This is a genomic window from Ruminococcus sp. YE71 (genome assembly GCF_900119155.1).
Classification (GTDB): Bacteria; Bacillota; Clostridia; order Oscillospirales; family Ruminococcaceae; genus YE71.
Genome location: NZ_FPIR01000005.1, coordinates 149,824 through 175,761, shown reverse-complemented (window position 1 = coordinate 175,761; position 25,938 = coordinate 149,824). Strand labels below are relative to the sequence as shown.

Here is a 25,938-nt window from a genome sequence, read left to right as displayed (position 1 = left end):
AGGAGTAAAAGAAAATGGAAACCTATCAGTTAAACATCGCAGGCCTTGAAAGAGACCTGCGCCTCTGCGAGGTCAACGAACACCTCGATATCGCAGGGTTCATCATGTTCTCGGACGTTGAGCTGACGGTGAAGTGCGCTGAGGCTCTCGCCGAAAGATGCGGCAATTACGACGTTATCCTCACCGCCGAATCGAAGGGCATCCCCATCGCCTATGAACTGTCGAGACAGACGGGCAGAAAGTACATCGTTGCAAGAAAGAGCGTGAAGGTGTATATGCCCGACGTTATCTCGGTCAAGGTCAAGTCGATAACCACCGCTAAGGAGCAGACCCTCTACCTCTCCTCCGACGATGCGGAGCTCATGAGAGATAAGAATGTCCTGCTGCTCGATGACGTTATCAGCACGGGCGAGTCGCTGGCGGCTCTCGAAAAGCTGGCAGAGCAGGCAGGCGGCATCGTTTCGGGCAAGGCGGCAGTGCTCGCCGAGGGAAGCGCAGCCGAGAGACGCGATATTATCTATCTCGAAACGCTGCCCGTTTTCCCGAAGTGATAAGGAGGCTCTATGGAACTGATATATGATGTCGGTGACAAGCCGAAGGGTCTGAGCCTTATCGCCTTTGCGCTACAGCAGATGCTTGCGATACTCGCTGCCACCATCGCCGTGCCTGTCATAATCGGAAACGGACTGACCCCTGCTGCCGCCATGTTCGGCGCAGGTGTGGGTACTATCGTTTATCTGTTGTTCACCCAGCGCAAGAGCCCTGTTTTTCTGGGTTCGTCCTTCGCTTTCATCGGCTCCATGAGCGCGGCTTTTGCAGGCAGCGTATCGATGGCGCAGGGCATGGCAGGCCTCATTCTCGGCGCGATATGCGCGGGTCTCGTGTACGTTCTGCTGGCTGTACTCATCAAGGTAGTGGGCGTTGACTGGATAAACAAGCTGATGCCGCCCGTGGTCATCGGACCTACCGTTGCGATAATCGGTCTGTCCCTCTCCTCCAACGCGATCGGCGACCTGCGTTCCTCCGACGTTGTGGAGCTTCAGGGCACGAACTACGCCGCCATCGTCTGCGGAATCATCACCCTCTTCGTGACGATGATATGCACCGTGTACGGCAAAAAGATGCTCAAGCTGATACCTTTCATCATCGGTATACTCGCAGGCTATGCGGCGGCGGCTGTTATGACCGCCATCGGCAATTCCGCAGGCATCGACGCGCTGAAAATAATCGACTTCTCGGTGTTTGAGAGATATATGTTTGCTGACGGCGTTTCGCTCTCGACCTTTCTGCGTATGCCCGACCTCGTTGTAATAAAGGCGGCAGACGGTCTCGGCGACATCGACAGCAGCTATTTCCTGACCATTCTGGTGGCATATACGCCCGTGGCTTTCGTGGTGTTTGCGGAGCATATCGCCGACCACAAGAACCTCTCCAGCGTTATCGGCCGCGACCTGCTGACCGACCCCGGTCTGTCGCGTACTCTGCTCGGCGACGGCGTCGGCTCGATGTTCGGCGCGGTATTCGGCGGCTGCCCAAACACCACCTACGGCGAGTCGGTGGGCTGCGTGGCTATCACAAGGAACGCTTCGGTCATCACCATCATCACGGCGGCGATAGGATGCATCCTGCTGTCCTTCATCACGCCTTTCGTGGCGTTCATCGACTCGATACCGAGCTGTGTGATGGGCGGCGTGTGCGTTGCACTGTACGGTTTTATCGCCGTATCGGGTCTGAAAATGCTCGGAAAAGTCGATTTTGACAATGACAGAAATCTGTTCACCGCGTCTGTGATACTCATCGCAGGCATCGGCGGACTCAGTCTTAATTTCGGGGCTGTGACCCTGACCGAGATAGCCACCGCGCTTATCCTCGGCATGATCGTGAATCTTTTGCTCTCCGCGAAAAAGGGCGGGAGCGAACCGCAGAAATAAAAGGAGTGGATTAATATGGCAAATGTAGTAATAATGGATCATCCCCTGATAAAACACAAGATCTCGCTGCTGCGCGATGAGAATACGGGTACGAAGGATTTCCGCATCCTCGTTGAGGAGATCGCGATGCTGATGGGTTACGAGGCTCTCCGCGACCTGCCCACCGAGCTCGTCAGCGTGAAAAGCCCCATCACCGAGTCCAAGCAGCCGATGCTTTCGGGCAGAAAGCTGGCGGTCGTGCCGATACTCAGAGCGGGTCTCGGTATGGTGAACGGCATCCTCGCACTCGTTCCCTCGGCTAAGGTCGGACACATCGGTCTTTACCGCGACGAGGTAACTCACGAACCCCACGAGTACTACTGCAAGCTCCCCGAGAATATCGACGAGCGACTCGTTATCCTGCCCGACCCGATGCTCGCCACAGGCGGCTCGGCTATCCAGGCGGTCGATTTCATCAAGGCGAAGGGCTGCCACAACATCAAGTTCATGTGCGTTATCGCCGCTCCCGAGGGTCTTGAAGCGCTGAAAAAGGCTCACCCCGACATCGACATCTACGTCGGAAACCTTGACGAGCGCCTCAATGAGAACGCGTACATCGTGCCGGGTCTCGGCGACGCAGGCGACAGGATCTTCGGTACAAAGTGACCGATGTTTGAGAATGAGATTGCCGAAGCTCGCTCCGAGGACAGCGAGATCCGCGACAGAACATTTGAAGGTCTCACCGTCACCGAAGCCGATTGCAGCGGACTCGACTTTCAGTCGGTGACTTTCGACGGGTGCAGGTTCGTTGAGTGCGGCTTCTCGAAAGCGAGTTTCTACGACTGTAGGTTCGTTCACTGCGACCTCTCGAATTGCAGGCTGACCGACAGCTACTGGAAAGGCTGCACGGTCGAGGGAAGCAAGCTCTACGGCGCAGAACTGACAGGCAGCATCCTGAAACAGACGGAGCTGAGGACGAGCATTCTGGCATACGCGCTGTTCTCCGAGTGCAGCTTTGAGGACACAAAGCTCACCGAATGCGACCTCTCCAACGCCCTATTTTCCCGCGTGAAGCTGAAACGCACCACCTTCGGCAGATGCAGATTCGTCCGAACCGAGCTTTTCGGCACGCCGCTCAAGGGTCTTGACCTCTCCGACTGCGAACTCTCGGGGATACTCGTTTCCGACACCTTCTCCGAACTCCGCGGCGTCTCCGTCTCCTACGACCAGGCGGCAGAGCTGGCAGGTCTCCTCGGAATAAAAATAAAGATCTGAAAAAGAAGAAAGAATAACAATAACGATCACGGCATTTCCAAGATCATTATTACTTATTCTTTCTTCTTTATTATTTTTTATAAGCCGCATAATTTAGAGGTTAGCACCAAATTAGTGAAATAAGTCAGAAAATATCTCATGAAACGGCTACAGCCAAACGCCTCCTTCAACTCAAATTTCCCCCAATATTAAAAGTCTTTGGAATGGGGGCCGCCTTAGCTACGCACGTCCGCCTTAGCTACGCACGTCCGCCTTAGCTACGCACGGCAAGGGGAGAACCTTTCTTCAGAAAGGTTTCCCCCAGAGAAAAAACTTCGGGCAGTACGCCGCATTTTTCGGGGAAAATGTCGATAGGATTCGGCAGATTTCATTATTGACTTATGGGGCGGATTGTTGTATAATATCTTTTATCACCTATCTGCCGTATTCCTATCGGAAAACAGATATAAATGCAGGAGACAAATATGACTCATAAAATAAAGAGCCGTACATCGCTGTTCGGCTCGTGGAATTTCTATAAGGGTGCGCTGTCGCTTGCCGTACCCATCATGCTTCAACAGCTGATACAGAACCTTGTATCGCTTATCGACAACTTCATGGTCTCGGGACTCGGCGACATCTCAATGTCGGGAGTGAACGTGGCTGGTCAGGTGCTTTTCGTGTTCATGGTCTATCTGAACACGATCTGCATGGCAGGCGGCATTTTCATGACCCAGTTTTTCGGGGCGGACGACTCCGAGGGCATGAAGCAGACCTTTCTTTTCAAGCTCATCATGGGGCTGGCGGCATTCGTGCCGTACCTGCTGGTGTGCGTGGTCTTCCCGAGGCAGGTGCTGTCGCTGATGCTCATCGGCAATTCCGACGCGGCGGCGATCCTCGATGAGGGCGTCAAGTACATAAACATCATGTTCTTCATGGGACTGCCGATGACGGTCTCCATGTGCATCGCAAGCTCGCTCCGCGACCTCGGCCGCGTGAAAACTCCGCTGGTCGTCACGATAATCGCGACGCTGACCAACACGGCGTTCAACTGGCTGCTCATCGAAGGCAGGCTCGGCTTCCCGAAAATGGGCGTGCGCGGCGCGGCGACTGCAACGGTAATCGCGAGAATGGTCGAGCTCATCATCTTCACCATCATCTACATCCGCACCAAACCCGCTTTTGCCATCAGCCCCCGAAAGCTGCTGCACCTCGACCGCGGGCTGTTCGCGAAAATACTGCGGAAGGGTTCGCTGGTGCTGTTCTGCGAGATGGTGTGGGTGCTGTCCGAGACTTTCACGACCGCCATCTACAACGGCAGAGGCGGTGCGGACGTCGTCTCGGGAATGGCAGCGGGATTCGCCATCGCGAACCTGTTCTTTATCGCTTTCGGCGGTATCTACTCGGCGACGGGCGTCATCATCGGCAAGACCCTCGGCATGGGCAAGCTCGAAAAAGCGCGTCAGGACAAGACCCGGCTGCTCTCGGGCTCGATGGTGTTCGGCGTGTTCATGATGATGTTCGGATTCGCAACGACGCTGATTATCCCGCTGGTTTTCGGCAAACTCAGCGACAGCGCTATCCACATCTCGCGCCAGCTCGTCATGCTGACGGCGATGTTCATGCCCGTGTGGGTCTACATGAACGCTCAGCAGGCGGTCGCAAGGGCGGGCGGCGACACCGCGATGGGCGCATACGTCGATTCCGCAATAACCATCCTTGTCATGATGCCGATGCTCTTTGCCCTCGGACTCCTCACCAACATCGGCCCCGTGCTGATGTATCTCTTCCTCAAACTCCTCGACGTTGTAAAAGTAGTGATCTTCCACTTCTGGCTAAAAAAAGAACGCTGGCTCAAAAACTTAACCGTGGAGCAGAGCGGGTGAGGTGTTTTTGGGGAAGAACTCTTTGCCAAGAAGATGTTCAAGGGTGATCTACTTGCGGTGGGAGCAAGCACACGCCATACAGAACACGTCTATCTAAGCGGAGAGAGTCAAACGTCCCCTGCACAACTAACTGCCAATATATTAAAAGTCTTTGGAATGGGGGCCGCCTTAGCTACGCACGTCCGCCTTAGCTTCGCACGTCCGCCTTAGCTTCGCACGTCCGCCTTAGCTTCGCACGGCAAGGGGAGAACCTTTCTTCAGAAAGGTTTCCCCCAGTAAAAAAGCACTTTGTCTAAACGTGACAAAGTGCTTTTTTGTTACTTTCTGAGAGCTTTCATTTCTTTTTTACGGTCGTACATATTGCGGTCGGCTCGTTTGAAGACGTCGTGGGTGCAGAGGTCGGAGTCCTTGTCGTAGAGGGCGTAGCCGAAAGCTGCGGAGATCTTTTCCCAGGGTTCGTTGTCGGGGGCGTTCTCGGCTTCGTTGAGCCTGCTGTTGAATTCCTCGGCGAGAGCGTCAATGTTCTCATAATCATTGTTTCGCAGTATCACGGCGAACTCATCGCCGCCGATGCGGAACACGGGGGAATGCACGAACGTCTCGCAGATAATGCGGCTGAGCTGTTTTATCGCCTCGTTTCCGCATTCGTGACCGTAGGTGTCGTTGGTATTTTTCAGGAAGTTCAGGTCTATCATCGCGATACCGAGGTCGGCGGCGCCGTTTTTCAGCTCCTCGTCCACACGCGCTATCTCCTTGTCGTATGCGAGCTTGTTTCGGATGCCCGTCAGAGCGTCCATGTGTGCGAGCTCATGCATATCGTCGGCCTGCTGTCTCGCGCTGGACAGCTGAGCCCTCGTCTGCGAGAGGTTGTCGATATACCTGTCGATGTCCTTCTCCATTTTTATCATCGAATTCAGCAGCACTTCTATCTCGTCGCCCGTGTGTATTTTCAGGTCGCCGAACTCGTGGTGCTGTTTGTTCACCTGTTTCTGACCGTACTGACCTGCGGCTTCGGAGAGCAGGTTGATGGGCTTGACTATCTTCTTCTTCACGTAAAGTATCGCGATGATGCAGATTAAGATGGTCAGCAGAATGAGTATCAGCGACAGCATATACAGGAAGTTCTGCACCTTGCCGAGGATGTCGTTCATGCTCAGGTCTACTGCTGCAAAACAGACGACATCGCCCTCGCTGTTGTGGATAGGCATACATGAAGTCGCGACCCATCCGTACTCTTTCGTGTCGGTGATGAATGCGGGAAAGCCCTGTTCAAGGTCGTTGAGATACTTGTAGCAGGATTTCTCGACGTGGTCGAAGCAGCCGGGTGTGACGATATCCTGATGGGCGGCGTCCACGATGTAGACCGCCTCTTTCTCATCTGGCAGGACGTAGAGGGTATAAACGCAATCGACCTCACTGATGTCCTGTATCGTCCGCAGGGTGTCCCTGATCTCGATGTAATCCTTGTCGCCCATGAGGTAGAGGAACTGATCCTGATATTTTTCAAAGTTCGGGTCGTCGGTATCCTCGTTGCTGATCCTCAGCTCCGAAGCGTTGTAGGCAGCCATGACCTTCTCGGTGATCTTTTCCATTTTGTCGCCGTCCACCATAGCGGCGACGGTACCTGCCATCGAATCGGCCGTGATGATATACTCCTTGTACATAAGTCTGCGGACTACTACACCGCTCACGATTATGCAGGTGATGATAAGCAGCACCGCCACCGATATCACGAGTATAACTATCTTTCTGCCCAGCGACAGCTTCATATCATTTTCACCTCATTCGGTATGATCTCACAACTATGGCTATTATAACATATTTTTAAATAAAATGCAATACTTTTTGTAAAAAAAGTTGTTCCGATAAAAAATACGCGCAAAAAAAGCAAGCTATCCGAAAAATCGGACAGCTTGCGAAAGCTCAGTGTCTTGTTCTTCTTACGAAGAATATTATTGCAGCTACACCCGTGAACAGGTAGCTTGTTCCCATATCCTTATCGTAGACTCTTCTTATCTGATCGGGATTTGGGAAGGTGTCTATTATGTCATTGAAGTGTGTGAATGATGCTTCGATGATGGTAGGGACGTATACGTCCTCAGGTTCCATGTCGTATTGCTGCAATAGTTCCTTGTCGTTCTTGAAATCTTCCTGCGTTTCGATTATCATGTGTCCGTAGAGCAGCCTGATGCCTACGAACACCGACACGATTATGGCGATACCCACAACGAGCGCACCGCCCGAACCGAAACCGCCTGCCAGCAGCTTGTAGCCGAAGAAGCAGGAGACAACGATTGCAAGCGCTCCCCAGCTGGAGATGTAGCCCGTAAGACCGATGCCGTACCATATCGCTGTTCCGATAGCCGCGCCGATTATCGCACCGACGATGCCGAGCCCCATGTTCTCGCCGCTGTTGGATGCGAAGGTCTTTCGTCTGTTGCGGATGGTCTGATAGTCGTTATTCACGCCGCGTGTCGCGTAGTCGTAGTTTGTTGCACGCTCGTAGTCCTCGGCACTGTAGCGCTTAGGCGCAGCGGGGGGCGGAGACGCGCTCTCCATCGGGATGTTCGACTGTTCGCCGCTGTTCATCCCCATCGGCTGAGCCGAACCGAAGTCCGAGTACCCCTGATCGAGTGAGATGGACTCCATCGGTATATCCGACTGCGGACCCTCGTCGTAGTATTCTTCCTGAGCAGCCTGTTCAGCTGCTGCCTCTTCGTAGCTCTCTAATTCGGGCTGAGGCTCGGGCTTTGGCTGTTCGGGCGCCATATTGTTCAGAAATGAACCGTAATCTCTCATTGGATATTCTCCTTATCACAAAATTTACACATTTAATTATAGCATTTATTTGTCTTTTTGTCAACAGTAAATTCGATTTTATGTGTTTTTTGTGAAAAGTGCCTTGTGAGGAGCAGCTGTCAGTCTTCGGCTGGGAGCAGTTTTGCGTTCTTGAGGGTGATGTAGGTGTATCCGCCTTCCTCGTAGGAAGCAAAGTCGCCCCAGACGATTATTTCCGAGTCGATCTCGGGGTAGTCGTCGGGGAATTTGCAGTCTCCCTCAAGCTCGAATTCAAGACCCTGAGCGCAGCAGGCCGTAGCGTCCTTTATCATCACGGCGAAGTAGTCCTTGCCGTTGTCCTCGGCGTGTGCGAACTGTCCTTTAGCGCGTACCTTCTTGTCCTGATACAGGGACGGATTGTACACCATATCGAACACCTGAGCGTAGGTCATCGAAGCGTCGAGTATCGTCAGGTCAACGTCAAAGCCGTCGTTTTCGGCGTGGATGTCGTACATCTCGGCGTAGGACAGTACCGACGAAGTATCATCGTAGATACTGCTGACAGTCTCGCCGCTTTCGGTGGTGTCCGCGCTTTCTGTTTCGGTGGCAGCCGTTTCCTGCGAACTGCTCTCCTGCTGTTCGATCAGCTTATCGACCTTTGAGGTATCTCCGCAGCCCGTGAGCATTACCGCCGCCGCGAGGGATGCCGCTGTTATCTTCATGTTCATACGTATCACTCCCTTTTCAGTATCGCCGAGATTATGCGGAAAATAAAGAACACGACGATGTCCGCAGTCACTATAGTCGAGCCGACGGGGGTGGAGAAGAGTATCGAAAGTATCATCCCGACGCCTGCGCAGATCACCGAAATGACCGCCGAACAGATAATTACCGACAGAAAGCTCTTGAAAAGCCTCATCGCGGACAGTGCGGGGAAAACAATCAGCGCCGAAATGAGCAGCGAGCCCACCAGATTCATCGCCAGCACGATGATGAGGGCGGTGATGACCGCGATGAGCAGGTTGTAGCCGTCGGCTTTCACGCCCGTTGCCTTTGCAAAACTCTCGTCGAAGGTCACCGCGAACAGTTTGTTATAAAACAACACAAACACCCCGATGACAAGCACTGTCATCGCGATGCAGATCACGACTTCTGTATTCGTAAGGGTGAGTATCGACTGTGAACCGAAGAGCGTTCCGCAGACGTCGCCCGAGATGTTCGCCGAGCTTGAAAACATATTCACCAGCATATAACCTACCGCCAGCGACCCCACCGATATCATAGCGACTGCCGCATCGCCCTTGATCTTCGTGTTCTGACCTGTTTTCAGAAGCATTATCGCCGCGGCTAAGGTGATGGGCAGGATGACTATCATGTCGTTCGTTTCGTCCAGCAGTTTCGCGAGCCACATCGGCAGGTCGTTATCGCCGTGTGAAGCGGCTTTGAGCACGGTCGAAGCCACCGTCGCCGCCGACATCGCTCCGAACGCTACGTGCGAAAGTCCGTCGCCGATGAAGGAGAAGCGCTTGAGGACGAGGGTCACTCCCAGCAGGGAAGAGCAGAGCGCGATAAGCATACCCACGATGAAAGCCCTCTGAACAAAGCTGTGGCTGAAATAAAATTGAAGAGTGTTCATCAGTTCACCCAACGTTCTCACCGCCTTCCGATAGAATGAATGACTGCCCGAGCCTGCTTTCGGCGTATTCTTCCTTCGTGCCGAAAAACAGCTGCTTGTGGCTGCCGATATGCAGGATATGTGTCGCGTACCTCACCGACATATGAACGTCGTGGGATACCATTATTACCGTGATGCCCTTTGCGTTGAGCTTCGCGATGCGCTCGTAGAGTTCGAGCTGTGCCTTCGGGTCGAGACCCGTCACGGGTTCGTCCAGAAGCAGCATCTTCTCGGTGGCACAGAGGGCGCGTGCCAGCAGCACCCTCTGCTGCTGACCGCCCGAAAGCTCCCTGTAGCATCTGTCTGCCAGCTCGGTGATGCCGAGTCTGTCCAGCATCTTGTCGCACCGTGCCTTTTCGGCTTTGTTGTAGAAAGGTCTGAGCCCGCACTTCGCAAGGCATCCCGACTGCACTATCTCCCTCACCGAAGCGGGGAAATCCCTCTGGACGGGGGTCTGCTGAGGAAGATACCCTATCTCCCTCGACGAAGCGCCGTTGACCCATTTTATCTCTCCGCTCATGACGTCTTTAAGTCCCAGCAGAGCTTTTATCAGTGTGCTTTTTCCCGAGCCGTTCTCACCGAGGATGCAGAGGTAGTCGCCCTCGCTCACCGTAAAGCTGAGCCCTTCGGCGACTGCGATCCCCTCATATCCCAGTGTGACGTCGCGGCATATCATCTGTTCACTCATTAAGTCAATGCTCCCTTGATAGCCTCGTAGTTCTTTTCCATTAATGTAAGGTAGGTGGTGCCGCCGTTCTTAGCCTGTTCGCTGGTTACCGACTGCACTGAATTTATCTCGATGATCTCGGCATTCTTATTCGCGGTAGCCTCGATCACGGCGTTTGCAATCTTGTGGTCGCTGCCCTCGATGACGAAAACGTGATCCTGACCCAGCTCGTCTATCTTTCCCGCGAGGAAAGTGATGGTCTCGAAGCTGGCTTCCGTCTCAGCCGAGCAGCCGACAAATGCCGCGAAATAATCAATGCCGTAGTCCTCAACGAAGTAACGGAGCGGGAAGCGGTCTGCGACTACCATAGTCTTTGCCTTCTCGTCCGAAATGCCGTCGAACAGGTCGCGGAATCTGGTGCTCAGCTCGCCGAGGCTCTTCGAGTAGGTGTCGTAGTTTGCCTCATAATCGGCTTTGTGGTCGGCGTCGATGGCAGCTAGGTCGTCGGCGATAGCGGCGCAGATAAGGTCGGCATTTGTGAGCGACATCCATACGTGTTCATCGTACTCGACTTCCTCTTCTCCGCCTTCCTCTTCTTCTTCCTCTTCTGCCTGCATACCCTCTTTTTCTTCCTCGACGAACTTGTTGTCGCCGATGACATCCATCATCGAGATGACCTTCATATTCTTGTTCTCGGGCTCTTTAAGGGCGTCATCCACCCATTTCTCGCTCTCGCCGCCCACGCATACGAACAGGTCGCAGCCCGAGATTGCAGCCATATCCGCCGCCGAGGGCTGGAAGCTGTGCAGGTCGGCGCCGCTTCCCAGCAGGTAAGTAACGTTGAACTCGCCTGCATGACCGCCAGCCACCTGCATCACCCAGTCGTAAGCAGGGAAAGTCGTGCATACGATGTTTATCTTGTTCGGGTCGTTGAGAACGGGCGAGCTATCCTTGTTGCCGCAGCCTGCTGCCGTTACTGCCATTACCGCAGCCGCAGCTGCCGAAACTATTTTCTTTAACATACTGGTCTCTCCTTTAATTGCGGCACTTCTCGCACTTTCCGAGCAGTACGGTGCTGCTGTCCACAGCGAAAGCGTCGTTATCGAGGATGCGTGACATTATCTCCTTCGATTCCTCGTCGTTCATGTGGCAGAGCTTGCCGCAGACGGTGCATTTCAGGTGCAGATGGTGAGCGCAGTCCTCGCCCGCGGTTATCTGATACACGAACTGTCTGCTGTTGCCCCTGACGATGCGCTTTACCGTCCCCGATTCCACCAGCTCTTTAATGAGCCTGTACACGGTGCTTTCTCCGGGTGCCTTTACGACCGATTCATCGGCTTTCATGCGCTCGGCTATCTCCGATACGGTGAATGCTTCGCTGCTGTGCTCCGTGAGGAATCTCACCAGCTCCTCACGCTGTACGGTCTTGTAAGCCAAGTACCTCACTCCTTATAGAATTGAGGCAACACCGCACAACCACCGGCTCGCGCCTTTGCACGTCATATGCCGTATCAAGCATAAGCTTGATACACATATTATTCCGTCATATTGCCCAAATTCTCCTTGACTTGCGTCAGCAAGCCTGCGTCGAATTTAGACAATCTGACGAAAAATCTGTGGCACCAGCTTCGCTGGTGCGGCGCATCTGACGCACAATGGTCGTGCGGTATTGCCTTGAATCCAAATTTGAAAGTAATTCCCAAGTTGGTATTATAGCACACCCTGTCCCCGAAGTCAATAGTTACTCTCAATTTTTCACAATTATTTCACATCTGAGAGCTTCTCTCAAATTCGGACACAGAAAAGCCGCAAGGACATCGGTGTGTCCTCACGGCTTAATTCGTCATTATACGCTTTTTCGGTGTGGTATACTGTATACAGAGAGATCAGCGTTCGTTTATCGGAATGTACTCCTTCTCCTTCATTACCGACTTGTAAGCGGGGCGGATTATCCTCTTGCCCGTCACCATCTCCTCGAAGCGGTGAGCGCACCAGCCTGCCATTCTCGACACTGCGAACAGCGGAGTGAACAGGTCACCTGGGATGCCCAGCATACGGTAAACGAGTCCCGAATACATATCCACATTCGCGCACATAGCCTTTACGTCGCCCTTCTTCTCGGCGAACAGCTCGGGAGTAAGTCTCTCGACAGTTTCGAGCAGCTTGAACTCGCGCTCGAATTCCGTGCCCGAAGCGAGCTTGTGAGCGTTTTCTTTCAGTATAACGGCTCTCGGGTCGGACAGGGTGTAAACAGCGTGCCCCATACCGTAAATGAGTCCCGTCCTGTCGAAGGCTTCCTTGTTGAGTATCTTTCTCAGGAAGTCAGCGACTTCGCCCTCGTCGTCCCAGTTCTGCACGTTTTCCTTGATGCACTCGAACATCTCGCCGACCTTGATGTTTGCACCGCCGTGCTTCGGACCTTTGAGTGCGCCGATAGCGCCCGAGTAAGCCGAATAGGGGTCGGTACCCGAAGAGGTCAGCACGCGGCAGGTGAATGTCGAGCAGTTTCCGCCGCCGTGTTCGGCGTGGAGCATCAGCATGATGTCGAGCAGTTTAGCCTCCGCGTCGGTGAACTGTCTGTCGTTTCTCAGTGCGGAGAGTATCATCTCGGCGGTGGACTGACCCTTTATCAGCGGGTGCATTATCATGCTCTCGTTGTCGAAGTAGCGCTTCTTTACCTGATAAGCCGATACCATGATGTTCGGCATCTTGGAGATTATGGAGATAGCGGTAGCCATCTCGAACTCGGGACCGCGGTTCTCGGGGTCGGGGTCGTAGGAGTAGAGCGACAGCAGAGCGCGTCCCATCTTGTTCATGATGTTGCGTGAGGGAGCCTTGAGTATCATATCCTCGAAGAAGTTCTCGGGAAGCTCGCGGTTCTCATCGAGAAGCTCGCGGAAGGTCGCAAGCTCATCGTGATTCGGCAGACTGCCCATCAGCAGAAGGTAAACGATCTCCTCGTAAGCGAATCTGTCCTCTTTGACTGCGTTGGACACAAGGTCATTGATATTGTATCCTCTGAACACGAGTTTGCCGGGGATAGGCGATTTCTCACCCTCATTGATAACGTAGCCGTGAACGTTGCATATATTGGTAAGACCTGCGGTAACGCCCGTTCCGTCGGAGTTTCGCAGACCTCTCTTAACGACATACTTGTCATACAGCTTCGGGTCGATAGCGTTGTTTGCTATGAACTGCCTGTAAAGCATATCCTTTGCGGTCTCATTTGCCATAAAATATCATCTCGCTTTCTCCGCGGTACATCGCGGGAATGTAATATACTATATTATTTTACAACATTTTCAACCCTTTGTCAAGCTAAATTGCTGAATTATTATAACCGGTCTGATTTTTATGGACAAAAATGATGTATTTTTGATGTGGAGGTAGAAAAAATGAAGGATTATATCAGAATAATGTGTGCTGTGCTGGTGGTGCTCATCCTCATCCCACTTGTCAGCTACGCGGACAGGCGGACAGCCCTTCCCGCGAAGTCGGAGAGCGTGACGGTGGGCATCTACTTCACCGAGAGGGATGAAAAGGTCACGGTGAGCCTTCACGACTACATCGTGGGGGCGGTGTTCGCTCAGATGCCTGCCGATTTCGGCGACGAAGCCCTCAGGGCGCAGGCTGTACTCGCCTCGACCTACATTAGGCGGCGCAGGCTCTCCGAGGAGCAGTTGCCCACCGAAGCTCTTCACGGGGCGCTCCTCAGCGACGACAGGACGAAGTACCACGCTTACTTCACCGAAGAGCAGGCGAAGGAGCTTTACGGGAGCGGCTACGAGCAGGCGTTAAAGCGTGTCTCGGCGGCGGCTTCCTACGCCGAGAAGTATATCCTCACCTACGACGGCGAGCCGATAGCCCCCGCCTTTCACGGCATCTCCTACGGGCGGACGGAGAGCGCGGCGGATATGTGGGGCGAGGGGATACCCTACCTTGTTTCGGTGGGGAGCGAGTCGGACGCGGAGCTTCGGGTCTGCAAAAGCGAGGTCAGCTATACCGCGGAGAAGCTGTCGGCGGTGCTTTCGGACAGCTTCGGCATCAAGGCGGAGGGCGAGCCTTCGGGATGGATACGCCCGACCCTTACCACGTCGGGCGGCACGGTGCTGAAAGTATCGGTATGCGGCACCGAGACGGACAGCGAGACTTTCTGCGAAAAGCTCGGGCTCGCGAGCCAGCACTTTTCGGTCGGCTTTTCGGACGGGAAGTTCACCTTTTCGGTCATGGGGTGCGGTCATCTTGTGGGTATGAGCCAGTACGGAGCGAACGAGATGGCAAAGCAGGGGAGCACCGCCGAGCAGATACTCACCCACTATTTCACAGGCACAAAGCTCGAAGCCGCGGAGTGACAAGTATCACAGTCTCACAGCCGAATGTCACTTTTTTCTTTTCCTGCTTGATTTTTCCCGAAAGGTGTTGTATAATGTTTATAACCTGACAGGAAAGTGAGAAATATATATGGATAAGAAAAAACTGATCGTACATATCATAAAGATAGCGGCGGCGGCCGCGGTGCTGGCGCTGATGGTCGTCGGCTGGGCATTCTCGGCATTCATGCTGTCGGAGGGCGGACTGCTGAACAGCCGCCTTACGGCAGGCGGCGTTGTGGGGATGGTGTTCATCTCGATAGCGATGCTCGCGGTCTACACCCTGTTCATGGTGTGGATGTCAAGGCTCGGCAATAATGCGGAGAAAGGGAAGAAGTTCTCGCCGAAGGAGATAATCGCAAAGCCGCTGTTCACCATCGTCCTGCCAGCCATAGCCGTGCTGGTGCTCTTCATCATGAAGGACAGCATCCTGCTGGGCGTTGAGAAGTCGCAGGCGAAAAAGTACGTCAGACAGGCCGACGCTTCCGTCACCTACGATACAGCCGCCATCGGCGACATAATGGGGACGGGGGTCGAGACTTCGTCGGTGTTTGCCGACCTCAGCCGCATGAGGGTGACGTTCATCTATCACATGGATTACGGTCAGATGTACTCGGTCAAGCTGAAGCACGAAAAGAAGTCGCAGGCCAAGGGCCTCGACCTTCAGTACAGATTCGATTTCAGCGAGAAGCGTGCCGAGCTTTCGATCTACAGCGACCCGAAACACAAAGACGGCGCTGACATAAAGTATTCCGACTTCATCGAGCTGAAACTCGCCGACGGCGACCTGTGGTACGCCGAAACAGACCATCGCAACTTAGGTCTCGGGAGCGCTGTCTCGGGTAAGGTAGCCGAAGCCGAGGAGTGGGCAGATGAGATACTCGCATACGGCGAGGCCGAGCTTCCCGCATACTGCGGCGGCTACGACCGTCCCACTGTTTTTGTGAATATGTCCGAGCCTTCCGTGCGCCTGCTTTTCGAGAACAAGGGAATGGGATGCTTCCGCGAACTTCCGATGCACCGCGTCGAAGATACCTCCGAGTTACAGACGGAAGGCATCCAGCAGATGTTCATGCTGTATGACGGCAGCAAGCTCTGCGCCTGCCGCGACACTTCTTTCGATGATGAACGCACGAATCAGCTCGTTTTCATCAACAAGAGCGGCGAATACTACGCGACCGACCCTTCGGATTGGGGCTATTACGGCTTTCTCGTCACCGACGGCGAGCCCGTACTGAACTACTGATAACAGAAAAGCTCATTCCGTGCATCCTGCTGCGGAATGAGCTTTTTTATCGCGTTTTTGTTTTATCTCAGAACTCGCGTCTTTCAAACAGCTTTACCGCTGCGAACCACGAGATGAAGAACAGTACGGGCGGAACAACAAGCATCAGTGTGGTGATGAACCTGATACCGTTCTCGGGGGTGCCTGAGCTTGTTGCAGTTCTCGAAAGACCTGCCACGAATGACATCAGGACACCTGCAAGACAGCCGATTAAAACGAGTACGACCTTGCCCTTTTCGTTACCGAGCCACAGCATCAGCGGCAGACCCAGTGTGGGCATCGCCAGCGAAGTGCCGATGCAGATGGGGAGCATATGCGTGAATATCTCAAAGGATTCGTGGTATATCAGGCAGTAGATGACGAGCAGAAGCGAAGTCGCCGCCGTGCTGATTGCCAGCATTATCAGCGTCATGACGTATTTTGAGCTGACATACTGACCGCGTGTGCAGGGCATTGTCAGCGAGTAGCTTTCCCAGCCGCTCAACTCGTCTCCCGCAAGAGAAGAGTAGGGCAGCATCGCGAGCATGAAGCCCATGTATACGAAAAAGAATGTTGATCTTGTGACGATGCCCAGAATTCCGAACGCCAGTCCGAAGACGAGCAAGTACAGTATTTTTCCTCCGCTCAGCAGAGAATATCTTTCTTTAACCAGTAAACCTTTCATGATCATTTCTCCTCCTTTGCCATGAATATGAACAGCTCTTCGATGGTGACGGGCTGTGTCTCGAAGCTCTGCGGTATCTTGTTTTTATCCACGATAGCTTCAATGGCGAATTTGTGTTCTTTTGTTCCGAGTATTGCCGAAGGCTCAAGGTCTTTGAGCTGTTCGGAAGTGAGCTGGATGAATCCGTACTGTTCCAGCAGTCTGTCCTTTTCCTCGCAGAGCATCAGTCTGCCCTTGTGCAGGAAAGCTATGTAGTCGCATATCTTTTCGAGGTCGCTGACGATGTGTGAGGAAATGAGCACGCTGTGACCCTCATCGAGGGTGTATTCGTTGAGGATGTCGATTATCTCGTCGCGCACCAGCGGGTCGAGACCGCTGGTGGGTTCGTCGAGTATTAGCAGTTCGGCGTTGTGCGAGAGCGCCGCGGCGATACCGAGCCTCATCTTCATGCCCTTCGAGTAATTCTTGAACTTCTTGTTCCTCGGCAGGCTGAACCTGTCGATGTACGAGAAGTACTTTTCGCTGTCCCACTTTGTGTAGGTGCTCTGCATTATCTTGTCGATCTGTGCGGCGTTCAGCTCCTGCGGGAAGCCGATGTTGTCGAGCACCACGCCTATCCTGTCGCGGAGCATCTGCGCTGAACCATCGACCTTTTCGCCGAGTATGGTCATGGTGCCGCTGTCGCACTTTTTAAGACCGAGGAGCATCTTTATGGTGGTGGATTTGCCTGCGCCGTTCTCGCCGATGAGACCCATGATGCATCCCGAGGGAAGTGTGAGGTCGAAAGGCTTCAGCTCGAAGTCCTTGTATACTTTTGTCAGTCCGTTTATCTCTATTGCATTCATTCTGTTGTCCTCCTTTTATTCGTCCCCGAGAGTCAGCATCATGATGATGTCGTTTATCCCGAGACCGCACGAAGCCGCGAGCTGTTTTATCTCCGCGATGTGATCCTCTATTTTTTTCAGGTTCTCTTCGCGAAGAAGCTCTGTGTTCTTTGGCGCTACGAAGCTGCCTTTTGCGGGCAGGGTGTAAATGAAACCCTGCCGTTCGAGTTCATCGTAGGCGCGTTTTGTTGTGACGACGCTGATCCTGAGGTCTTTTGCAAGCCCCCGTATGGACGGCAGACTGTCGTTTTCGGCAAGCTCACCGCTTATTATCAGATTTTTTATCTGTGTATATATCTGATCGTATATGGGTGCGCCGCTTTTGTTGTCTATAAAAATATGCATCCGTTTTGTCTCCTTTCGATAAAAATTGCTGTGTACACATGACTGTTGTTTCCGTTTCAACTGTATATGCTTAGTATACACAGTAAGAACAGTTTTGTCAAGAGGTCTCTGCCGAGTTTACAAATTGTTTACATTTTATTTGCCCCATAGCGCATTTGACCGTGTATTTATTTGTGTTAAACTATTGACAATCAAGGGAAAATGTGCTATCATATTAAAGTATTGGTGTTTGAACCGATAACGGCATTATGCCGTAATTTGAATGGAGGAAGATATAAAATGGTTAGAGCGATCGTAGGCGCAAACTGGGGCGACGAGGGCAAGGGCAAGATCACCGATATGCTTGCTCAGGATTCCGATGTCGTTATACGCTTCCAGGGTGGTGCTAACGCAGGTCACACTATCGTAAATAACTACGGCAAGTTCGCACTTCACACTCTGCCGTCGGGCGTGTTCTCTCAGAACACCGTGAACATCATCGGCAACGGCGTTGCTCTCGACATCGTAAAGCTCTTCAATGAGTACAACTCGGTGGTCGAGAAGGGCGTTCCCGCACCGAAGCTGCTCATCTCCGACAGAGCGCAGATCGTGATGCCTTACCACGTACTGTTCGACCAGTATGAGGAGGAGCGTCTCGGCAAGGCGAGCTTTGGCTCTACCAAGAGCGGTATCGCACCGTTCTATTCGGATAAATATGCAAAGATCGGCTTCCAGGTACAGGAGCTGTTCGATGAGGACTACTTAAAGGAGAAGATCGCGAGAGTATGCACTCAGAAGAACGTTCTGCTCAAGTACCTCTACAACAAGCCCGAGATCGATCAGGAAGAGCTGTTCAATACCCTTGTTGGCTACAGAAAGATGATCGAGCCGTATGTTGCGGACGTTTCGCTGTTCCTGAACAAGGCACTGGCTGAGGGCAAGACCGTCCTGCTGGAGGGTCAGCTGGGTTCGCTCAAGGACTCCGACCACGGTATCTACCCGATGGTAACTTCGTCCTCGACTCTGGCTGCTTACGGCGCTATCGGCGCAGGCATCCCGCCTTATGAGATCAAGCAGATCATCACTGTCTGCAAGGCTTATTCGTCGGCAGTTGGCGCAGGCGCATTCGTTTCCGAGATCTTCGGAGACGAGGCTGATGAGCTCAGAAGACGCGGCGGCGACGGCGGCGAGTACGGCGCTACCACAGGCAGACCGAGACGTATGGGCTGGTTCGACTGCGTGGCTTCCAAGTACGGCTGCCGTATGCAGGGCGCTACCGATGTTGCCTTCACCGTTCTTGACGCGCTGGGCTACCTCGACAAGATCCCCGTATGCGTAGGCTACGAGCTGGACGGCAAGGTCATCACCGATTTCCCGACCACCCGTGAACTTGAGCGCTGCAAGCCCGTTCTCGAAGTTCTCGACGGCTGGAAGTGCGACATCAGAGGCATCCGCAACTACGAGGAACTGCCCGAGAACTGCCGCAAGTACATCGAGTTCATCGAGGAGAAGATCGGCTACCCGATCACGATGGTATCCAACGGTCCTAAGCGTGAGGACATCATCTACAGAAACTTCGAGCTGAAGAAGTAATTATTTCGCTCCCTGTGTCCGCACGGGGAGCGTTTTTTGTTTGACAAATGCACTTCGCTGTGTTATACTGTTGTAAGGAGGTGGGATATGAGACGCAAAGACAGGGAAGTCACCGACTATGATGCGATAGTCGGCATCATAGAACAGTGCGATATTCTGCGTATCGGACTTGCCGACGGCGAGTACCCCTACATAGTGCCGCTGAATTTCGCCTACACCGTGTCGGGAACGCATATCGACCTGTACGTTCACGGCGCAAAGGCAGGCAGAAAATACGACCTCATGCGCAAAAACGGCAGGTGTTCCTTTGAGATGGACATTCCGCTCCGTATGGAATGCATCACTGACAAAAAGGACGTGACCATGCACTACAAGTGCGTGATGGGCACGGCGGACATCACCTTCCTTGAGGGTGAGGAAAAACAGTCGGCTATCGACGGCATCCTCATGGCTCGGTACGAACAGACACGGGATTTCGACTACAACAGGAGCATCGTCGCGGCGACTGCGGTCGCGAGGCTTTCTGTGACGAGTATCACCGCTATGGTCAACAGTGAAAGCGGCGGTGCCGAATAAATTTACGGAGGGAAAATCATGAACACTATCGAAGCTATCAAAACCAGAAGAAGCTGCCGCGCTTTCAAGCCCGATATGCCCCCGAAGGAGCTTATCGAGCAGGTCTGCGAGGCGGGAACATACGCCCCCACAGGCATGAACAGACAGTCGCCTATCATCATCGCGGTGACGAACAGGGAGCTGAGAGACAAACTCTCCGCAGCGAACGCAAAGATAATGGGCAAGGACGAGAGTTTCGACCCGTTCTACGGTGCGCCTGCGGTGCTCATCGTGCTGGCGGACAAGGATATCCGCACCGAAGTTTATGACGGCTCGCTGGTGATGGGCACGCTGATGCTGGCGGCTCACGAGCTGGGTCTCGGCAGCTGCTGGATACACCGCGCGAAAGAGGAGTTCGAGACTGAGGAGTACAAGACCGTTCTCCGCACCCTCGGCATCAGCGGCGAATATGAGGGCATCGGTCACGTTGCGCTCGGTTATCCTGCCGTCACACCGCCCCCTGCATCAGACAGAAAACAGAGCTACGTCACTTTCGTGGAATAAACCTCAAAGCCTTTGCCTTCGGACAGAGGCTTTTTTCTGTCGTTGAGTGGCGTTTACTGGGGAAAATGTTAATAAGCTCTTGCAAAATGGAAATAATTATGGTATAATATATACAGAATGTTTTAATAAATCACTTTGTGGGAAGTGAGGTGAGGCTTTTGGATCAGAGATTATTTTACACTTCTATCCTGCTGGCGCTGGTGCTGCTGCTTTTGCTGTGCGCTTCGGTGGCTATGCGTTCGCGGAAGGAGATACGAAAATATGTGGCTCTGCTCGACCTGTCGCTCATACCGCCTATGGTCGGCAACATGATAATCGTCGGTTCGAGCATCAGAGCGAGGTCGCTGATCGGCTGTTACAGCTACTTCATCGGGATGGATCTGGTGATGTTTGCCCTTGTGTTGTTCACAAATGCCTATTGCAGGGGCGTAAACTCTGGCAGCGGCAAGCAGCATAAACCGACATTGGTGTACCTTCTGCTGCTTGCAGACGCCGTCCAGCTGTGTCTCAACCCCATATTCGGGCACGCATTCTCGGTCGAATCGGTCGAGGTGCAGGGCAGACCCTACTACAGGCTTGTGCCGGGCGTCGGGCAGATAATACACCGCGTTGTGGACTATCTGGTCGCATTTGCGGTCATTCTGATATTCATACTCGCCGTCATCAAGACCACGAGGATAAACCGCGAACGGTATATGGTGATACTCGTCTCGATAATCGTTGTGGCAGTCTGGGAGACCTTCTATATCTTCTCACGCACTCCCATCGACCGTTCGATGATCGGTTTCGGTCTTATCGGCATATCCTCATTCTACTTCTCGATAATCTACCGTCCGCTGAGACTGCTGGACAGGATGCTGTCGGACATCGCCTCAGACCTGTCGCAGGCGCTGTTCGTGTTCGACCCCGAGGGTAAGTGCATATGGGCGAATCAGCCGGGTCTCAGGCTTGCAAAGGTGGATGCGGACAGGCTCGACGGCGTGAACGAGAGCCTTGAACGCACTTTCGGTTCCCTTGACCGTGAGGAGAAGGACTGGGTGCAGAGCATAGTCATCGGTTTCGGTGACGACGCTTCATATTTCTTACTGCAAAGGCGCTCTATCAGCGACGACAGGAACCGCATGGCGGGTTCTTTCCTTTCGGTGCTGGACAATACCGAGGAACAGCAGCGCATCAAGCGTGAGCTGTACAACTCCACCCACGACAGCCTGACAGGTATGTACACCAAGCAGCACTTCTTTGAGAAGGTGCGTCAGAAGATAGACGCTGGCGACGGCAGAAAGTATCTGGCAGTATTCGTTGACGTGAAGAACTTCAAGATAGTCAACGACATCTTCGGTTCGGACTTCGGCGACAAGGCTTTGCAGCAGCTTGCCGACCATATCCGCAGCTTCATGACCTACAGGTGCGTCTACGGCAGGCTTGCGGGCGATACCTTCGGCGTGTTCGTGCCCGCGGACGAGTTCGACTCTGCGGCTATCGAGAGCTCGCTGGCGGCTTTCTCGGTCACGGACGGCGTGCTGGAGCACCATATCCTCGTCAACCTCGGTGTTTATGAGGTCACGGAACCGAGTCTGGACGTTTCGGTGATGTTCGACAGGGCGCACCTTGCCCTTTCGGTGGTGGGGGACGAATACAAGACCCACATCGCTTACTACGACAGCAAGCTCCGCGAGATGGTCATGTGGGATCAGCAGATAAGCGCGAGCCTTCACGGCGCCATCGAGTCAATGCAGATCATGCCCTACCTTCAGCCCATCGCCGACAGTCAGGGCAGGGTAGTGGGCGCGGAAGCCCTCGCGAGATGGATACATCCCGAGCATGGTTTCCTGCCGCCCTACAAGTTCATCCCCGTGTTCGAGAAAAACGGCATGATTCTCGATGTTGACAGGCATATGTGGAGATGCGCCTGCAAGATACTCTCGCAGTGGCAGGGAAGTCATGATGATATGTTCATCTCGGTGAACATTTCGCCGAAGGACTTCTACTTCACCGACGTTGTGGAAGAGATAACGGGACTCGTTCGCGAGTACGGCATCCGTCCCGAGGTGCTCCGCGTGGAGATTACCGAAACGGTGTTCATGTCCGACGCGGTCGAGAAAATGAACATCCTCGCCCGACTCAGGGAAGCGGGTTTCGTCGTCGAGATGGATGACTTCGGAAGCGGCTACTCGTCGCTGAGCCTGCTGAAGGATATGCCCGTTGACGTGCTGAAGATAGACATGAGGTTCCTCTCGTACACAAACGACGGCGGCCGCGCCGCGACCATCGTCAAGCATATCATACAGCTCTCCGACGACCTTGGCATCGACTCGCTCACGGAAGGCGTGGAGACAGGCACTCAGTACGAAAAGCTCGCCGAAATGGGCTGCAAGCTCTTCCAGGGCTACTACTTCGCCAAACCCATGCCCGTCAGCGAATTTGAAGGCTTTGCTTTCGGCACGGACGGCTGATGGGGATGCACCTGCTCGGCGGCACAAGATCCGAATAGACGTATCAAAACGGCAGGGAGAGATGTTCTCCCTGCCGTTTTTGCTTTGAAAGACCGTTCATGAAATGTTTACAGATATTATGAAACGTTTCAAAGTGAGGTCATCATATGGAGGATAAGGAACTGTTGTAATTGCTGAGGCGTGACCCTCAGCGCGTTCTTGAACAGGTCGTGCGGCAGTAGCCTCACACGGCAAAAGAAAGGTACACCCTCAAAGACTTTAGTTTGTTGTGGAGGATACGGTAGGCTATCGTCATTTCACGAGAGACCATCTGACAAATTCCGCAAATAATGTGTTGACCGCCATTGAACGTCTTTTTGGCAAAGGTCAGAACAATGAAAACCAGAATCACTGTCTTTCAAACCGATTCTATCTACAGAAGAACCACCCAAAAGCCAAAAAGTATCAAAAGTTTTAGGAAAGGGGTTTGGGGGATAACCCTTTTTCAAAAGGGTTTCCCCCAAGAAAAAACCGCCGTCGAGCCTCATTCTAAATGTTTGTGAATTTCATCTTACGGCTGCGTTTGTTGCGGTACATTCGTTCGTCGGCTTTTTTGAGTGCGCTGCTGAGGTCGAAGCGCTTGCCGAGGGTGGTGGTGAAAGCACCGCAGCTGAGGGAAGTTTTGCATTCGCAGGGCTGACGGGCGTTCGCTTCGTCGAGGGCGCGTTCGATCGAACCTATGATGCTTTCGGGGTCGCAGGCGCCTATAATGACCGCGAACATCTCATCGCCGCCGAACCTCACGCACAGCGAACCCTCGGGGCAGCTGTTTTTCAGGGCGTCGGCAGCGCGTTTGATGGCGTTGTCGCCAGCCTCGTGTCCGTAGGTGTCGTTGATGAATTTCAGACCGTCAAGGTCGGCCATCAGCACGGTGACGGGTCGATGGCCGAAGGACTCGTCTTCGAGCAGCTTTTCAAACTCGGCATTGAAACCGCTGCGGTTGAAAAGCCCTGTCAGCGAGTCGGTGCTATACATCTCCTCGACCTTGTCCAGCAGATACCGCTGGTAGCGGCTGATGATGAAACCGCCGAGACCCATCGAAACGGTGTTGGTGATGCTGGCGGTCTTGGCGTAGTTGACGATGTCGTAGTTTGCGAATCTGTGGCAGATAAAGCCCATGGGCTTGCCGAGGTAATCGAGGGCGTTGACTATCATGGGGTAGCCCGGGCGCACGAGAGCGGCGAGCCTGCTGCCCAGCTCGTCCTCGCCGAAGTCGGGTGAGGGGAACGGGCTGTCGGGGTCATAGAAGGCGCGGAACTTGCTCTTCTCGCTGGTCATGATGGGCGACGAGAAATAGTCGCGCTCGATCTCGAGACACGAGCTGTAGGTGAAGCAGTGGGTGTCCGCCATCATTGTGTGAGTAAGGCAGTCGGCCGCCTTCTGCGGATCGCTGCTCATCTGGACAGCAGTGGTTATCTCGTACATGATGCGTATATCGTCCTGATAGCGGTAGAAGCTGTTGTTGAAGCGGCTGAGTATCGAGAGGGGCTGTTCTATGGACGTACAGCAGCCGCAGGATTCGTTGGGCATGAGCTGCGGCAGAACTGGCACCTCGTCATGAATGATGCCTTTTAGGCAGTTGCTGACGCAGTTGTAGACGGTGTCAGCGAGCAGGTCGCTGCCGCAGCTGGCGGTGGATATCCTTGGGGAGCAGAAGCTCGCCTCGTCGATGCCGTCGAATCCCGAAACGCGGACATCCTCGGGAACGCGGAAGCCGTTTTTTATCAGCACGTCGCAGATGTTTATCGCCATGATGTCGTTGGCGCAGATAACGGCGTCGGGACGGATGCCGCGGTCGAGGGCATCCTGCATGGCGGCGCGGGCAGGCGCAGCCCAGAAATCGCCGTAGCATATCATATCTTCGCTGAAGGGTATACCGTTCTCGGCGATGACCTTTTTAAAGACCGCGATGCGCTGTTCGGAGAACACATTTCCGCGGAAGCCCGCCATAAAGAGCGGATTTTTCACGCCGTGATCGACGATCATATGCCGCACGATATTCTCGAACCCTTTTTCGTAGTCGAAGCGGATGCGGCAGGTATTTTCGTACTCGCCGTCAACGACTATCACGGGGGTGTCGTTTTCCCGCGCCTTCGAGATGAGCTCCTCGGAAACGTTTTTCGACTTGATCTTCTCGTCCATAATGATGAGAACGTCGGTGATGTCGAAGGGTACGAACTCGAAAACGGCGGCTTCGGGGAAATACTTTTCCTCCTCCCAGTAGAGGTCGGTATTTGTGCAGAATATCATCACGAGGGCGCTCTCAGCCGACAGTTTTCGGCTGAGAAGTTTCAGGAAGATATGCTGCTGAGCGTCAAAAATTCTCGAAGTGCATATCGATATGACTTTTTTGCCGTCCTTCATTTCATCACCCTTTCCTCATTGGTGCAAATTAACATTTTCGTATTAATTATAGCACATTATCAGAACGATTTCAAGACGGCATTTTCCTAAAACGTGAAAAATCCCGAAAAACCGAAAAAAATCTGAAATTTCTGTCATTCTTATTACATCTATGATATGCGTTTTCAGACAAAATAAAAAGGAGACGTGAATTTCTTCACATCTCCTCAGAGGCGTCACCCAGATTTGAACTGGGGATCAGGGAGTTGCAGTCCCACGCCTTACCACTTGGCTATGACGCCGAATCTAAGAGCGGATTACGAGGCTCGAACTCGCTACCTCCACCTTGGCAAGGTGGCGCTCTACCAAATGAGCTAAATCCGCAAATTATGCAGTCAAAAGTTATCTGACCAAGTGCCTCCGGACGGAATCGAACCATCGACACGGGGATTTTCAGTCCCCTGCTCTACCTACTGAGCTACAGAGGCATTACCTCGAAAGCAGTAAGCAAAGAGGTTACCAAAATACACACAATGTGTGAGCGACCGGAATGGGGCTCGAACCCACGACCTCCAGCGTGACAGGCTGGCGTTCTAACCAACTGAACTACCCGGCCGTATGGAAACTATAGGGCTCGAACCTATGACCCTCTGCTTGTAAGGCAGATGCTCTCCCAGCTGAGCTAAGCTTCCAT

Annotated in this window: 23 protein-coding genes and 5 tRNA genes; 11 read left to right on the top strand and 17 right to left on the bottom strand. The window is 53.4% G+C overall.

The genetic code is table 11. The annotated features are described in order from the left end of the window. Positions 1–14 precede the first annotated feature (14 nt). The 5 genes from BT142_RS06635 to BT142_RS06615 all read left to right on the top strand — a co-directional run bounded on the left by BT142_RS06635 (position 15) and on the right by BT142_RS06615 (position 5,050). Positions 15–551, top strand: coding sequence for a phosphoribosyltransferase family protein (locus BT142_RS06635; protein ID WP_072417420.1), 537 nt, complete (start codon positions 15–17; stop codon positions 549–551). 12 nt (positions 552–563) lie between these two features. Next, positions 564–1,931: a uracil-xanthine permease family protein gene (locus BT142_RS06630; RefSeq protein WP_072417419.1), complete on the top strand. Its 1,368-nt coding sequence runs from the start codon at positions 564–566 to the stop codon at positions 1,929–1,931. Positions 1,932–1,946: 15 nt separating this feature from the next. Next, a complete protein-coding gene (gene upp, locus BT142_RS06625; protein ID WP_072417418.1) occupies positions 1,947–2,576 on the top strand; it encodes a uracil phosphoribosyltransferase in 630 nt (209 codons plus the stop codon). Between the two features lie 3 nt (positions 2,577–2,579). Beyond that, on the top strand, positions 2,580–3,185 hold the full coding sequence (locus BT142_RS06620) for a pentapeptide repeat-containing protein (protein WP_072417417.1): 606 nt from the start codon (positions 2,580–2,582) through the stop codon (positions 3,183–3,185). A gap of 464 nt (positions 3,186–3,649) precedes the next feature. Continuing rightward, positions 3,650–5,050, top strand: a complete 1,401-nt coding sequence (locus tag BT142_RS06615; RefSeq protein ID WP_072417416.1) for an MATE family efflux transporter — start codon at positions 3,650–3,652, stop codon at positions 5,048–5,050. A gap of 317 nt (positions 5,051–5,367) precedes the next feature. Here the strand turns inward: BT142_RS06615 and BT142_RS06610 are convergent, their stop codons facing one another. From BT142_RS06610 to BT142_RS06575, 8 genes are all read right to left on the bottom strand, one after another. Further along, a complete protein-coding gene (locus BT142_RS06610) occupies positions 5,368–6,819 on the bottom strand; it encodes a GGDEF domain-containing protein (protein WP_072417415.1) in 1,452 nt (483 codons plus the stop codon). A 154-nt stretch (positions 6,820–6,973) separates the two neighbouring features. Further along, positions 6,974–7,849 (bottom strand): hypothetical protein, encoded by an 876-nt coding sequence (locus tag BT142_RS06605; RefSeq protein WP_072417414.1) that lies wholly within the window; start codon positions 7,847–7,849, stop codon positions 6,974–6,976. Between the two features lie 119 nt (positions 7,850–7,968). Further along, positions 7,969–8,556: a hypothetical protein gene (locus tag BT142_RS06600; protein WP_084659360.1), complete on the bottom strand. Its 588-nt coding sequence runs from the start codon at positions 8,554–8,556 to the stop codon at positions 7,969–7,971. 5 nt (positions 8,557–8,561) lie between these two features. Continuing rightward, positions 8,562–9,464 (bottom strand): metal ABC transporter permease, encoded by a 903-nt coding sequence (locus BT142_RS06595; protein ID WP_072417483.1) that lies wholly within the window; start codon positions 9,462–9,464, stop codon positions 8,562–8,564. A gap of 4 nt (positions 9,465–9,468) precedes the next feature. Next, positions 9,469–10,191: a metal ABC transporter ATP-binding protein gene (locus BT142_RS06590; RefSeq protein ID WP_072417413.1), complete on the bottom strand. Its 723-nt coding sequence runs from the start codon at positions 10,189–10,191 to the stop codon at positions 9,469–9,471. Beyond that, the gene (locus tag BT142_RS06585) at positions 10,191–11,192 is read right to left on the bottom strand and encodes a metal ABC transporter substrate-binding protein (RefSeq protein WP_072417412.1); all 1,002 of its coding nucleotides are present in this window, start codon (positions 11,190–11,192) and stop codon (positions 10,191–10,193) included. The genes BT142_RS06590 and BT142_RS06585 overlap by 1 nt, the downstream gene beginning before the upstream one ends. A gap of 13 nt (positions 11,193–11,205) precedes the next feature. Then, positions 11,206–11,607, bottom strand: a complete 402-nt coding sequence (locus BT142_RS06580; protein ID WP_072417411.1) for a Fur family transcriptional regulator — start codon at positions 11,605–11,607, stop codon at positions 11,206–11,208. Positions 11,608–12,056: 449 nt separating this feature from the next. After that, positions 12,057–13,403, bottom strand: a complete 1,347-nt coding sequence (locus tag BT142_RS06575; RefSeq protein WP_084659359.1) for a citrate/2-methylcitrate synthase — start codon at positions 13,401–13,403, stop codon at positions 12,057–12,059. A 162-nt stretch (positions 13,404–13,565) separates the two neighbouring features. Here BT142_RS06575 and BT142_RS06570 point away from each other — a divergent pair, with 162 nt between their 5' ends. Both BT142_RS06570 and BT142_RS06565 read left to right on the top strand, forming a co-directional pair. Further along, positions 13,566–14,522 carry a SpoIID/LytB domain-containing protein gene (locus BT142_RS06570; RefSeq protein ID WP_072417410.1) on the top strand — a complete coding sequence of 319 codons (957 nt, stop codon included), beginning with the start codon at positions 13,566–13,568 and terminating at the stop codon, positions 14,520–14,522. Positions 14,523–14,631: 109 nt separating this feature from the next. Then, positions 14,632–15,786, top strand: coding sequence for a hypothetical protein (locus BT142_RS06565; RefSeq protein WP_072417409.1), 1,155 nt, complete (start codon positions 14,632–14,634; stop codon positions 15,784–15,786). 67 nt (positions 15,787–15,853) lie between these two features. On the opposite strand, the gene BT142_RS06560 is transcribed toward BT142_RS06565, so the two are convergent. From BT142_RS06560 to BT142_RS06550, 3 genes are read right to left on the bottom strand one after another with little or no spacing between them, the layout of a single operon-like run. After that, a complete protein-coding gene (locus BT142_RS06560) occupies positions 15,854–16,489 on the bottom strand; it encodes an ABC-2 transporter permease (RefSeq protein WP_175444898.1) in 636 nt (211 codons plus the stop codon). 2 nt (positions 16,490–16,491) lie between these two features. Continuing rightward, the gene (locus BT142_RS06555; RefSeq protein WP_072417407.1) at positions 16,492–17,334 is read right to left on the bottom strand and encodes an ABC transporter ATP-binding protein; all 843 of its coding nucleotides are present in this window, start codon (positions 17,332–17,334) and stop codon (positions 16,492–16,494) included. Between the two features lie 15 nt (positions 17,335–17,349). Further along, positions 17,350–17,718 carry a GntR family transcriptional regulator gene (locus tag BT142_RS06550; protein ID WP_072417406.1) on the bottom strand — a complete coding sequence of 123 codons (369 nt, stop codon included), beginning with the start codon at positions 17,716–17,718 and terminating at the stop codon, positions 17,350–17,352. A 279-nt stretch (positions 17,719–17,997) separates the two neighbouring features. On the opposite strand from BT142_RS06550, the gene BT142_RS06545 reads away from it, so the two are divergent. From BT142_RS06545 to BT142_RS06530, 4 genes are all read left to right on the top strand, one after another. Then, the gene (locus BT142_RS06545; RefSeq protein WP_072417405.1) at positions 17,998–19,290 is read left to right on the top strand and encodes an adenylosuccinate synthase; all 1,293 of its coding nucleotides are present in this window, start codon (positions 17,998–18,000) and stop codon (positions 19,288–19,290) included. 87 nt (positions 19,291–19,377) lie between these two features. Continuing rightward, positions 19,378–19,866: a pyridoxamine 5'-phosphate oxidase family protein gene (locus BT142_RS06540; RefSeq protein WP_072417404.1), complete on the top strand. Its 489-nt coding sequence runs from the start codon at positions 19,378–19,380 to the stop codon at positions 19,864–19,866. Positions 19,867–19,884: 18 nt separating this feature from the next. Next, complete coding sequence (locus BT142_RS06535) at positions 19,885–20,409, top strand: nitroreductase (RefSeq protein WP_072417403.1); 525 nt, start codon at positions 19,885–19,887, stop codon at positions 20,407–20,409. A 158-nt stretch (positions 20,410–20,567) separates the two neighbouring features. After that, positions 20,568–22,862: a putative bifunctional diguanylate cyclase/phosphodiesterase gene (locus tag BT142_RS06530; RefSeq protein ID WP_072417402.1), complete on the top strand. Its 2,295-nt coding sequence runs from the start codon at positions 20,568–20,570 to the stop codon at positions 22,860–22,862. A 528-nt stretch (positions 22,863–23,390) separates the two neighbouring features. On the opposite strand, the gene BT142_RS06525 is transcribed toward BT142_RS06530, so the two are convergent. From BT142_RS06525 to BT142_RS06500, 6 genes are all read right to left on the bottom strand, one after another. After that, complete coding sequence (locus BT142_RS06525; protein WP_072417401.1) at positions 23,391–25,265, bottom strand: diguanylate cyclase; 1,875 nt, start codon at positions 25,263–25,265, stop codon at positions 23,391–23,393. A 210-nt stretch (positions 25,266–25,475) separates the two neighbouring features. Continuing rightward, positions 25,476–25,546 (bottom strand) — tRNA-Cys (locus BT142_RS06520). A 9-nt stretch (positions 25,547–25,555) separates the two neighbouring features. After that, positions 25,556–25,628 (bottom strand) — tRNA-Gly (locus BT142_RS06515). Between the two features lie 31 nt (positions 25,629–25,659). Next, a tRNA-Phe gene (locus BT142_RS06510) sits at positions 25,660–25,732 on the bottom strand. A 54-nt stretch (positions 25,733–25,786) separates the two neighbouring features. Continuing rightward, a tRNA-Asp gene (locus BT142_RS06505) sits at positions 25,787–25,860 on the bottom strand. A gap of 3 nt (positions 25,861–25,863) precedes the next feature. Beyond that, positions 25,864–25,936 (bottom strand) — tRNA-Val (locus tag BT142_RS06500). Positions 25,937–25,938 lie beyond the last annotated feature (2 nt).

Bases quoted from the DNA above. Each gene is read 5' to 3' on its own strand.
- BT142_RS06635 (WP_072417420.1), top strand. From the start codon at position 15: ATGGAAACCTATCAGTTAAACATCGCAGGCCTTGAAAGAGACCTGCGC.
- BT142_RS06630 (WP_072417419.1), top strand. From the start codon at position 564: ATGGAACTGATATATGATGTCGGTGACAAGCCGAAGGGTCTGAGCCTT.
- upp (WP_072417418.1), top strand. From the start codon at position 1,947: ATGGCAAATGTAGTAATAATGGATCATCCCCTGATAAAACACAAGATC.
- BT142_RS06620 (WP_072417417.1), top strand. From the start codon at position 2,580: ATGTTTGAGAATGAGATTGCCGAAGCTCGCTCCGAGGACAGCGAGATC.
- BT142_RS06615 (WP_072417416.1), top strand. From the start codon at position 3,650: ATGACTCATAAAATAAAGAGCCGTACATCGCTGTTCGGCTCGTGGAAT.
- BT142_RS06610 (WP_072417415.1), bottom strand. From the start codon at position 6,819: ATGAAGCTGTCGCTGGGCAGAAAGATAGTTATACTCGTGATATCGGTG.
- BT142_RS06605 (WP_072417414.1), bottom strand. From the start codon at position 7,849: ATGAGAGATTACGGTTCATTTCTGAACAATATGGCGCCCGAACAGCCA.
- BT142_RS06600 (WP_084659360.1), bottom strand. From the start codon at position 8,556: ATGAACATGAAGATAACAGCGGCATCCCTCGCGGCGGCGGTAATGCTC.
- BT142_RS06595 (WP_072417483.1), bottom strand. From the start codon at position 9,464: ATGAACACTCTTCAATTTTATTTCAGCCACAGCTTTGTTCAGAGGGCT.
- BT142_RS06590 (WP_072417413.1), bottom strand. From the start codon at position 10,191: ATGAGTGAACAGATGATATGCCGCGACGTCACACTGGGATATGAGGGG.
- BT142_RS06585 (WP_072417412.1), bottom strand. From the start codon at position 11,192: ATGTTAAAGAAAATAGTTTCGGCAGCTGCGGCTGCGGTAATGGCAGTA.
- BT142_RS06575 (WP_084659359.1), bottom strand. From the start codon at position 13,403: ATGGCAAATGAGACCGCAAAGGATATGCTTTACAGGCAGTTCATAGCA.
- BT142_RS06570 (WP_072417410.1), top strand. From the start codon at position 13,566: ATGAAGGATTATATCAGAATAATGTGTGCTGTGCTGGTGGTGCTCATC.
- BT142_RS06565 (WP_072417409.1), top strand. From the start codon at position 14,632: ATGGATAAGAAAAAACTGATCGTACATATCATAAAGATAGCGGCGGCG.
- BT142_RS06560 (WP_175444898.1), bottom strand. From the start codon at position 16,489: ATGAAAGGTTTACTGGTTAAAGAAAGATATTCTCTGCTGAGCGGAGGA.
- BT142_RS06555 (WP_072417407.1), bottom strand. From the start codon at position 17,334: ATGAATGCAATAGAGATAAACGGACTGACAAAAGTATACAAGGACTTC.
- BT142_RS06550 (WP_072417406.1), bottom strand. From the start codon at position 17,718: ATGCATATTTTTATAGACAACAAAAGCGGCGCACCCATATACGATCAG.
- BT142_RS06545 (WP_072417405.1), top strand. From the start codon at position 17,998: ATGGTTAGAGCGATCGTAGGCGCAAACTGGGGCGACGAGGGCAAGGGC.
- BT142_RS06540 (WP_072417404.1), top strand. From the start codon at position 19,378: ATGAGACGCAAAGACAGGGAAGTCACCGACTATGATGCGATAGTCGGC.
- BT142_RS06535 (WP_072417403.1), top strand. From the start codon at position 19,885: ATGAACACTATCGAAGCTATCAAAACCAGAAGAAGCTGCCGCGCTTTC.
- BT142_RS06525 (WP_072417401.1), bottom strand. From the start codon at position 25,265: ATGAAGGACGGCAAAAAAGTCATATCGATATGCACTTCGAGAATTTTT.